Origin of the sequence: Clostridium sp. HBUAS56010, from assembly GCF_007115105.1 — a bacterium.
GTDB lineage: Bacteria > Bacillota > Clostridia > Lachnospirales > Lachnospiraceae > Lacrimispora.
The window spans coordinates 1-9,965 of record NZ_SULJ01000024.1 but is presented as its reverse complement, the minus strand read 5'-3'; the positions used below and the strand labels follow the sequence as shown (position 1 = coordinate 9,965).

Below are 9,965 nucleotides of genomic sequence, written 5' to 3'. Positions count from 1 at the left end.
TGAAGGTTTTATATGCTCCGCCTAGCTTAATCGTTGCATTGCCTTTATAAGCGATATCCAATAAAATTGGACTTTGATTAGGTTCCTCCGGATCAGTGGGAGAGGGCGGAGTAGCAGATTCTTTATAGTCGCAAATCCAGACCTTGTTTCCAGTTCCATCGTCAACGAGTTTGTCATGTTCTTTTGAAAAGGCATCATATGATAGCGTTAAATTTACTATGCCACCTCTATCAAAGTATGTATAATTATTTATCATTACCTCTCTATTGGTCAGCTTGTATACATCTGGAGTTTCGATATCAACCAAGTCTACAACAAAACGCTTATCTCTTTTTAATATTTTGGTTTCGTCGTTTAGCGGGAGAGTAAGCCCGTATTGCAAATCACCCATTTGCATGGTTTTATTTCCATCAATGCCTGACGAATACTTTGTTTGATTTTCAGCGTAACAATTCAGAGATATAATATCACCATTTTTATTCTGCCAATTTAAAACAAAATTGCATAACACCATATCTGCACTTAAATAAGTTTTATCATCTGGATCTATTACGTTTACAATCCAAATGTGATTATCCCATGCAATCATATCTCCCATGTTGATGTATTGACCTGGACGAGACTTTATCTTTTTCTTATTTTTTGTCTCTGCGTATCGTTGTACAATTAATTCAAACTCTTCGCCATTTTTTAGAACTTTATGGTAATCAATTGAATCTGCAAATTGGCGATTTACATGACGGTTTAATAAAAATAATTCCGTTTCCTGCTTTGAAGAAGATTTATAAGTATTGTTGATTTTTTGAAAGTATGATATATCCAAATCACACCTCCTGACTCAAACTATAATTAATAGTTTTCTTCTTACCTGTAAGCCTATCTACGGAAGCATACTTAGATATTTTGACTTCATTGTCTTGCTGAATCATTTTAACCATATCAGTAAAAGTTTTTCTTTCAGAAGCAGGAGAGAACTGATTCAAATCTGATGGTGTCATAGATATCTTAAATGCCTTTAGTAAAGCAAAGTCCCTTTCAAAATACACTTGTCTCATTAAATCGGTAATTAATCCCTGTTCCTTCTTTGTAATATCTAAATTAAATTCCGCCGAATCTTCATCGTAATCAAAAAAGTCAACATCAGGAGTGCATCCATCTGTCAACTTTTCAATAGCTTCATATAAATAGTTTGTTGCCTGTTCTTTAGCAAGCTGAATTGCGTCCCCTATCGGAACGTTATAATATGAGAAAAAATCCGCATCTTTCTCTATCTTTTTAAGAAACTTCTCAATAATTGGCTCAAACAAAGTAGACATTATGCACCTCCCATCTTTCTAGATATCCTTCTTTGGTCTGCCAGCTTTTCTTTTACCTTGAGGTGTCAAGTCTTCTGGTTCTGTTACGTCATCAATTTCAATATCTGCTTCATCATTGGTATTTTTACTTGATTGCATGGACATCATTTGTTCCATCATTTTTTGCATGGTTTCCATTTGCTTTTGTAACAGTTCATTTTGTTTCTTTAAATCTCCAACTTCTTCTGCGCTAACTTTGGAAACAGTATCTTTGGCAGATAAAATGATTTTTGTTTTTAACTGCTTATTACATAATTCCTTGTATTTTGTATTAATAATTTTCTCGACCCTTGTTGAAATATCGTATTGATTGGAATTTTTCAATGTATGAAATATTCCTCTTACTCTTTCAAAATACATTACGCTAGAAATTTCAATTAATTGAGTCAATCCTGATAAACTTGGATTTGTAAGTATATTTTCTATATCAGCATTTTTGAGAATTTTATTGAAGTCGAGTATCCTAAGCTCCTTATATAATTCTTCCGTGGCAATATCAGAACTTTCTAAAAAAAGTGTACCTATTTTAAAAACAGGAGAACCACTATTTAAGGATTCGACTTCTGAAAATTCCAACGGTGTGATTGAGGGAGACGAATCACTCCCAATAGGGCAGATATACTCTTTCTGATGAGTTTTAATACAAACAGGATTTTCGTTGTAGTTTAATACATTGATTATCTTGCTTTTTTCAATCATTGAATCAACCTTTCTTTTCGGTGGGCGAATATGCCCACCTTATTTTAGTTACTGCGCAAAAACAATTTTGGCTACATTTTCAATCTTGGAGATTGCATAGCCGTAAGTAAAATCAGCAATCTTAATATTTACGGCTTCTTTGTTATTGTCAAGAGTCTCATATACATGAAGATCTCCCTTCATATCAAGTGTGCCGATTTTACCGGCAATGCCGAAAATTCTTTTATCTGGAATGAGCAAATCACCATTACCCTGTTTGTGAGCAGATGCGATACTTGCAATTCCCATACGTCCAAAAGTTTCTACGAGGCCATATCTGTTAAAGTTGTCTTTCATTGCATCAGACATATACTGATGAAAACCATCCATTCTACCAATTGCCTGAGCATATTTAGTCAAACATACGGCTACAGCATTGGGGTCTCTCTCTGTTAAATATAACTCAAGTGCATCCATTGCTGTAATTGTAGGAACAGCACCGGATACGTCAATCTTCTGTTCTCCACCCGTAATTGCTGCATCAACGGCTCCAAACACATCATAGAAGAGAGCATTGTATAATGCTTCCTTACCAAAAGTTGTAAGTTTAGCAATTGACTTAAAACCATTTTTTCTTAAGTCAACATAAGAAATATCAGTTTCAACCTGTCTGTTTTTATATGTAGGAACAAGTGCAGAAAAATCAATCCAACTTTTATCTACATTGCCACCCTTTGCAGCTTCATATGCCACAAGTGTGTTTTTAGCTTCCCTCTGAGTCTCGCTATCGTCAAATTCCCCAATGGTGCCTCTATCAAACATTCTATCCAACAGTTCATCGGGAGCGTTGTATACTTCATCAACAACGGTTCTTTTGATATAGGCGGCAATCTCATGGTCGTTATCCATTCCCTTTTCGCCGATTTCTCTTGCCCAAGCATCGCATACTTCAGAAACTTCTTTTTCCTCAGCAGTAAGATTTAATTTATATTCAACCTTCTGCGCAACTTCATACATTACGCTATCTTTATTCATTAATTCTGCAATTTCAGTTTTTAACATTTTTATAGTCCTCCAATTTATTTATTAGGCATTTGTCTTAGTGGAGCCGGCAATTTCGATAATAGCGAGTTTATGTCCGACATCACTATATTCACCACCAAAAATTAGTTTTGAAGCCACATTCGCTTTTACGAATTTTCCATCAGTAATCATTACAGCATCCCCTACAGTAAGCGCACCAAGTACATACTGATCAGTTCCATATCTTTCTCCGACTTCGGGAGTAATTAATTTCACATTTTCGTTTTCGGCAATCTTCGTGAAATTCTCATCGTAATCGGACATGTCCCCTTTTGCACAATTTAATCCGGTTGGAACACGCTCCTTATTTACTAAGAAAAATCCGTCAACAACTCCATTACCGGCAATAGATACCGTTTTATCAGCATAATTCTTCACAACAGGAGCACCTGTAATCATTTCTGCGTCTGCCTTATACATAGCATCAGTAGTTTTTAAACCATTAGTCTGAAATTCTCTTAACATATTATTTACCTCCTAAATATTCTTTCATAATAGACTTCTTATCTACAACGTCCTCATCAACAAAGTTTAAATTTGTAGACGCAGTTTCAGTCTCGTTTGCCGTTATTGTTTTGTTATTTTCCTTTTCTTCCAGAGAAGCAATATATCTTTCTGCAACAATTGCCTTTAGTGATTTTTCATCTAACGAATTTATAAATCCTTTAAACTCTTCAGATGTTTCGATTTCTTCTTTCGTGATAAATCCGGTTTTAGTAACAGAAGCAATTAATTTTTCCTTCTTTTCAGATACTTCTCGGTCAATTTTTTCTTGTTCTGCTTTCTCGAATTTGTCTTTATAAGGCTCTAACTCACTTATTTCTGTCTTTAGAGTTGAAATTGTTTCACTTGCCTTAATTAATGCGTCGTCTTTTGTAGTAATCTTAGAATTTAATTCTGCAACTGTACTGTTAATTGCTTTAGCAGAAACGGCTAATTTTACAGGCTCTGGATCAGAAACTGTCACTACATCATTTTCAACTTCGTATGTAAATCGCAAATAATCAAGTTCAGTTTCTCTACCTTCATATTCACACCATACTTCCTTTTCAACCGGAAAATGGAATGATGGCCAACACCATTTATCAATCTTATCACTACATGCTTTACGAATTTTTTCTCTTAAATCCCAATCCGTAAGCTGAGATACTTCCGTCTGAGCAGGATCATTGGTTTCAGGCGTATTAATATTATCCTTTTTCATATCTTTAATAAAACCTCCTTCTGTTTCTTCTGAATTTTCAGCAGCTAAATCTTGAGACAGTGCTTCCGCTATCATCATCTCATTACCTTCCGATGCCAGTGATATCGCTGTGGCACTTGTGCCGTAACTTGGGCGAGCATACTCAAAGCCAAGCAATGTATTGGCCTCAAACTCATAATCTGTTATTTTCTTTACTCCATCTTTAAATTCGTAAGCAAATGTCAATATTTCCCATGAACTAAATAGTTTTCCTAAATCAAATAATCTTTTAACTGCTTGAATGACATTTTTATATCTCTTCCATATACGGTACTTGGCAAATAAGCATGGTAATGTTTTTGTTTCTCCTTTGACTGTAGTAATGGTTTCTTCTTGTATATAAATCTCTGTGTGAGTTCCAATACTGCTAGTATTGAATAACAGATTGCCATTTCCGTCTTTATACATTTCGTGAGAACCAAAAGTAGGCTCGCCCTTCGTATTTGTCTTATATTTTGCCTGCACTGGCATATTGACTAGTGTTTTTGCCTTGTCTTCGGTTGCTTCATCATATGGAAGCATGACATTATTTGCATTTATATCGTCGTAATAGCAAATCCTACTAGTTAGTTCCAAATAGGTTTTATGTTCAGCAATATCTATTACTTCACTATAAAAATGTAAATTTTCTTTATTCGCTTCAATCACCACCTTTCTCACCAATACAAACATCAAAATGAATAAAGGCTTCTTCATATGAAAGTTTCTGGGCATTAAAAAAGACACTGTATATTTCAGTGCCATCAGTTTTAATCACTATTTCGTTGTCACAACACGGACATCTTATTTTAATATCTTTCATTCTCACCTCGCATTTTGATTATAAGTATCATCGTATTCAGTTTTGTTAGTCTTTGTCTTACTTTTTGGTCGCCCAGACTTAGATTTTCCTTCGTCAAAATTTGTCTTCTTACCACTAGACGTATAACTTGTACATCTGGGATAGAACACCTCTGTATCTAAATTGACATCATTTTCCCTGATCCGCTTTGCTGTTTCATCATTAATATCTACACCGAGAATATTTAAACTGGTTTCCAAACTACCGTTAAATATTGTATATAATGTAGTTGCAAGTTCTTTTCTTAATGAAAAGTCAAGAGCTTCCGAATCAATTATCTCTATATCAGGACACAAACTAACGTCTAATCCGCTATCAAGTAAAATCTGACAATACCATTTTTTTAGAACCTCTTCTAACTGCTCTGATATAGTATTAATTGTCCTCATTAACTGAGTCACAGAGATTGAAGCTGTTGATACAGACTGAGAAGACGAATCCATTAAAAAACCAATTCCTAACGTGGACAACACTCTTGAACGATAATTGTTAATACTATTTATATCAGTGAGTTCAATCTTTGGCTCAACATAATTTATGCTTTCCACGGTGGGCGGAGTGGTAACTACAACAGTAGGTTGCTTCCATGCTGCCATAAAATTTTGGTGAGCATAGGCCATTTCCTCAAACCCCTGCTTATTAAATTCCTGGCCCATCACTTCTTTACGTAATTTTTGGTGAATAATCTTTTTAGCCTTAGCTTTGCTGTTTACCCGATCAGAATTATTAAAGGTGTCCAGCATAGATAGAGAGTCAAGAGATCTAAAGATAGGAGACACACCATATCTTCGATTAAGGTTATTTATTCTAATTACTCCAGAATATCTTGTATCTAATTTCGCATATTTTTCTTTAGCAACAAAGGCATTATACACTTCTTCTGGATAATTATTTTTTACCTCAGCCTCCATGCTATCAAAGAATAAATATTTGTTTTTACGAGTCTTTTTATAAACCTTCTGTAATCTGCTACGAAGTTCTTGAACATTAAATAATAAAATCGGCTCACCATCTTTATCCCATTCAGCCACTTCAACTACACCTATGGGATAATAATCCACCTTATAGCAATTATTATTATGTCTTAGATACATAAAGTAATTGCCTTCAGCAAAAGCAGTAGATATAGAGTTTCTGGTTAGTTTTTTGATGTGTATCATATTATTAAAGTCAACGATACAATTCTTCACTTCATTTAATGGTAGTTGATTGTCTTTCACTTCTGCATTATATGATAATTTAATCTGGGTATTTATGTTGGTATCAATACATTCAACCGTTTTACCTACTATATCATTTTTATTAATCTGTTTTCGTATAATTGAATTTATAGTTTGAATTTTATTAATGTCATTTTGAGCATTCTCGGCTAACTCATCTAAATATTCTGGTGTGATTTTTTGAGACGGTGAATTTCCGTCTTTTAAATATGCAGAATATGTTTGATTTGAAGGGTCATAATCGTTCAGAGCTGAGACGAGCCATTTTTCAGAGATATCAGAGCATGATGTAACAACCAGAGTGTCGCTATCTTTATCTTCGTTGATAATGCTTACTTCAAAATCTTCATTGTTATCTGCCATAATTCACCGTCCTTTCTTTAATCAAATGATATACCTGTTGAACATAGTGGAGCGGAAGAGTAGTTTACCTTGGGTGTTTCGCTGGTAATAACTTGTCCTCTCCTCAACTCGTATAGTCTATGTGCAAGCATAATTAGCACATAAAATCGGTCATCGTGCATTGTATTTTCTTTATCTTTGGCTAATGCATAGGTCTTAGTGGTTTTTTCTGCATTCTCATATTTATAAATAGAAGTAGTTTCCGTTTTCATTAAATCAATGTTGACTAAAGCAGAGGTTTCACTTTCCGACAACTCATATTTTTCAATGATTTCTTCGTCACTGTCAGATTGTTTCTTTGCAATTGAAATTGTTTCTTGTTTAAATTCATATGGAAATTTAATAACCCCTAAGTCTATTAATTCTATAAATTCATCAACCATCTGAGTACGGTATTTTCTTGGGCTAATCAATCTAAGTTTATCAATAGCATTTGGGTAGAGCAATTTATATCCAGCATATATTTCGTGACTACTATCAATTAACCCTCTGTGTGATCTGCCGTCGTCACCAACCCAATCATTTAACAAACCGTCTCCGTAAGTGGATACTCCCCCACCTCCAGATCCTTGATCTATTAATAAACTATCAATATTCACATAATCATTATGATGTCCGTTGTACAATGATAAATATTTTCTGATTTCTGCAATTTGTCTATTAGAATCCAGTTTAAAACCTTTCTTGCTTGCCTTATCAAATAAATTGACACAATTAACTATTTCTCCAATATAGCCATAATCAGGATGATTTACCACGCTCATTGCTCCAAGTATAGAATTATCTATTGTTCTTGCGGGGTCAAATGCCAATATAATATTTGAATCTGATTTGTATGAAAGCTGAGGTAAATAAAAGGACTCATTTCTTCTAATCGTTCCCCATTTAACTATCTGGTTTACTCCACCATCTCGCGTAGGCTGATTATAGTATTCTCTTAATGCCTTTTCCCTGTTTGATTTCATGGCAGCATCAACTTTATCCTGCGTAAGCAGTGGAGGATATGGCTTGCCTTCCATAAATGTTTTTATGGCTGTGTCACAAATCATATCAACAACCAAATAGTCTCTATCTCCAGCTAACATTTTTTTTGCAAAGTTTTTATAATGGCGATAAAAGAGTTTGCTCATATCATCTTGAGAAGACGCATAAACCAACTGAGTAGGGCATTTTCTTTTTAATGTTTCAGGATTAAAGTTTTTATCAATAGAGGTCTTAAATTCAGTATTTTGAGTAGCAAAGGCTTCACAGACTGCAATCAATTCGTCAGAAGAGAACGCTGCCTCATCAAAAAATACTAATGTGGCTCTACGAGATCTGTTGTTATCTGGATTGCCATTAAGTGTAAATATTTCGCTACCATTATAAAATTCTACATGAAATCCAGATTGAGAATGCCCGAATCCGGTTTTATTATTACTAGATTTCTTTGTTTCTTTTTCAACAATATCCTTAAGCGAATCAATTGATGCAGAGGTTTTTCCTATTCTAAGTACAATTTCTTCAATTTTCGAGAATGTTTCTTTGGACTGATCACCAACAGACGAAACAATATATATAGCTTGATTCTCGTATAGAATTGCTTTAAGAACCATAAATATTGCACCAAGAAATGATTTACCAAAATTTCGACTGCAACACCACAAAACATGTGATTTATTCCAGCTTGCTTGCAATATATATTTCTGACTATCAATTAATTTTATACCCAGTAGCTCTTCGCAAGCTATACAGGGATTGCGACGATAAAAAGCAATGCTTTCAGCGTCTAATTCACATATTCTTTTCTTTCTCTCAGACAATAGTTTATGTTTTCTCATAACATGTCACCATTTACTAAGATACCATTTTCAGCGAGCAAAGAATTCAGCTTATCCACTTTTAATAACAGCAATCTAATCTGTTCTTTTTTATCGTCGAGTTCTGTATAAAGCTGATTAATCAAGTTGATCTGACTCTCATATACCTCTTTTTTATCATTCTCATCAAACAGACAATGGTCAAGCATAGCCTTTTGTGAGATTGATATGGCCCACTGAGTGCCGTCGCCCCTTAGTTGGTCATAATAATCTGCTTCAGCTCTATCAAAACTTCTTTCACGAAGATCTCTCATTAAATATGTGAGCGTAGATTTACCAACATCTTTATTTGAACGATTTTTGACCGATATTTCATTTTCTTTTGCAATTTTATCGTTGCTTGTGACTAAGTCTTTCTTTATAGCATTAAGCGTTTTAATGTCGGCAGCATTTTTGATTGGATCTAAATTCGTTATTCGTTTATCACATATATGTATCTGCCTATTATTATTTACAATCTGCAATATCTGAGATATTTTATATGGGTCGTCAGCAGAATCCTCATCGTCGAGATACGGAGCAAGCTGATTAAAAAGAAACTTTCGGTCATCATCTGGATAATCTTCAAATGGGTCATACCCCACAATATCAATAGAATAATCTCTATTTTGCTTATCTTTATCTGTCCACTGAACATCTCCCGTTGTAGTTATCACGGATTCTATAGATTCTTCGTCTCCAAAAGCTTTAATAATTTTTTGTTTATCATCCGTAGGTGTATTGCTATTAACATGAATAAAACCATCTTTTTCAGAGTCCGAATAGCTTTTATTTTTAGTCTGCCTGAGACTGTTAATGTTTTTGAAATATAAACCGATTATTTCCTTCCCTTGTTTAGCAATTTCCTCATCAGCAAGGTAACTATGTTCACGCTTATATTGGTCATAGCTAGACTGTAAATCGTCCATATAATATGGCTTATCTAATCGTTGAAGCATAGTTTTCATCTTTTTTGAACTTATTGTTCCATCTTCATTGACAATATAATTCTTAACACAAGATATACATACTGGAACACATCCCTCTAATGAAAACAACGGACTTTGTGTTTTATAGAATCCGGTGGCAACTGATTTTTCTTTGCCACATATTGGGCATGTTTTTTTTGATACACCAATTTTAGTAGCCATATTGCCACCACCTCCTTTTATGTAATTAAAAATTCAAAAGAGCCGCCATAATTGGCAACTCCACTGTTGCAAAATCTCAAGCAAATAAGTATTCACTTAATAAAATAGGAGAGTAGGTTGTTACGCCCATTCTCCTAGATTCCACAGTTTATAT

Annotated in this window: 10 protein-coding genes; all 10 read right to left on the bottom strand. The window is 34.3% G+C overall.

Annotated features, from left to right (window positions below; genetic code table 11):
- Nucleotides 1–823: hypothetical protein (locus FAY33_RS18470; protein WP_143322799.1), on the bottom strand; the 823-nt coding region annotated here is incomplete at its 3' end.
- Between the two features lies 1 nt (nt 824).
- Nucleotides 825–1,316 (bottom strand): hypothetical protein, encoded by a 492-nt coding sequence (locus tag FAY33_RS18465; protein ID WP_143322797.1) that lies wholly within the window; start codon nt 1,314–1,316, stop codon nt 825–827.
- Nucleotides 1,317–1,334: 18 nt separating this feature from the next.
- Nucleotides 1,335–2,054 (bottom strand): hypothetical protein, encoded by a 720-nt coding sequence (locus tag FAY33_RS18460; protein ID WP_143322795.1) that lies wholly within the window; start codon nt 2,052–2,054, stop codon nt 1,335–1,337.
- 48 nt (nt 2,055–2,102) lie between these two features.
- Complete coding sequence (locus tag FAY33_RS18455; RefSeq protein WP_243126837.1) at nt 2,103–3,095, bottom strand: hypothetical protein; 993 nt, start codon at nt 3,093–3,095, stop codon at nt 2,103–2,105.
- Nucleotides 3,096–3,119: 24 nt separating this feature from the next.
- Nucleotides 3,120–3,581, bottom strand: coding sequence for a hypothetical protein (locus tag FAY33_RS18450; RefSeq protein WP_143322790.1), 462 nt, complete (start codon nt 3,579–3,581; stop codon nt 3,120–3,122).
- A 1-nt stretch (nt 3,582) separates the two neighbouring features.
- Nucleotides 3,583–5,007, bottom strand: a complete 1,425-nt coding sequence (locus FAY33_RS18445; protein ID WP_243126836.1) for a hypothetical protein — start codon at nt 5,005–5,007, stop codon at nt 3,583–3,585.
- On the bottom strand, nt 5,000–5,161 hold the full coding sequence (locus FAY33_RS19670) for a hypothetical protein (protein WP_185967710.1): 162 nt from the start codon (nt 5,159–5,161) through the stop codon (nt 5,000–5,002). Before FAY33_RS19670 ends, FAY33_RS18445 begins: the two co-directional genes overlap by 8 nt.
- A gap of 2 nt (nt 5,162–5,163) precedes the next feature.
- A complete protein-coding gene (locus tag FAY33_RS18440) occupies nt 5,164–6,783 on the bottom strand; it encodes a hypothetical protein (RefSeq protein WP_143322787.1) in 1,620 nt (539 codons plus the stop codon).
- A 17-nt stretch (nt 6,784–6,800) separates the two neighbouring features.
- The gene (locus FAY33_RS18435) at nt 6,801–8,642 is read right to left on the bottom strand and encodes a terminase family protein (RefSeq protein WP_143322786.1); all 1,842 of its coding nucleotides are present in this window, start codon (nt 8,640–8,642) and stop codon (nt 6,801–6,803) included.
- Entirely contained in the window at nt 8,639–9,811 is a 1,173-nt protein-coding gene (locus FAY33_RS18430) for a hypothetical protein (RefSeq protein WP_243126834.1), read from the bottom strand. Before FAY33_RS18430 ends, FAY33_RS18435 begins: the two co-directional genes overlap by 4 nt.
- Nucleotides 9,812–9,965 lie beyond the last annotated feature (154 nt).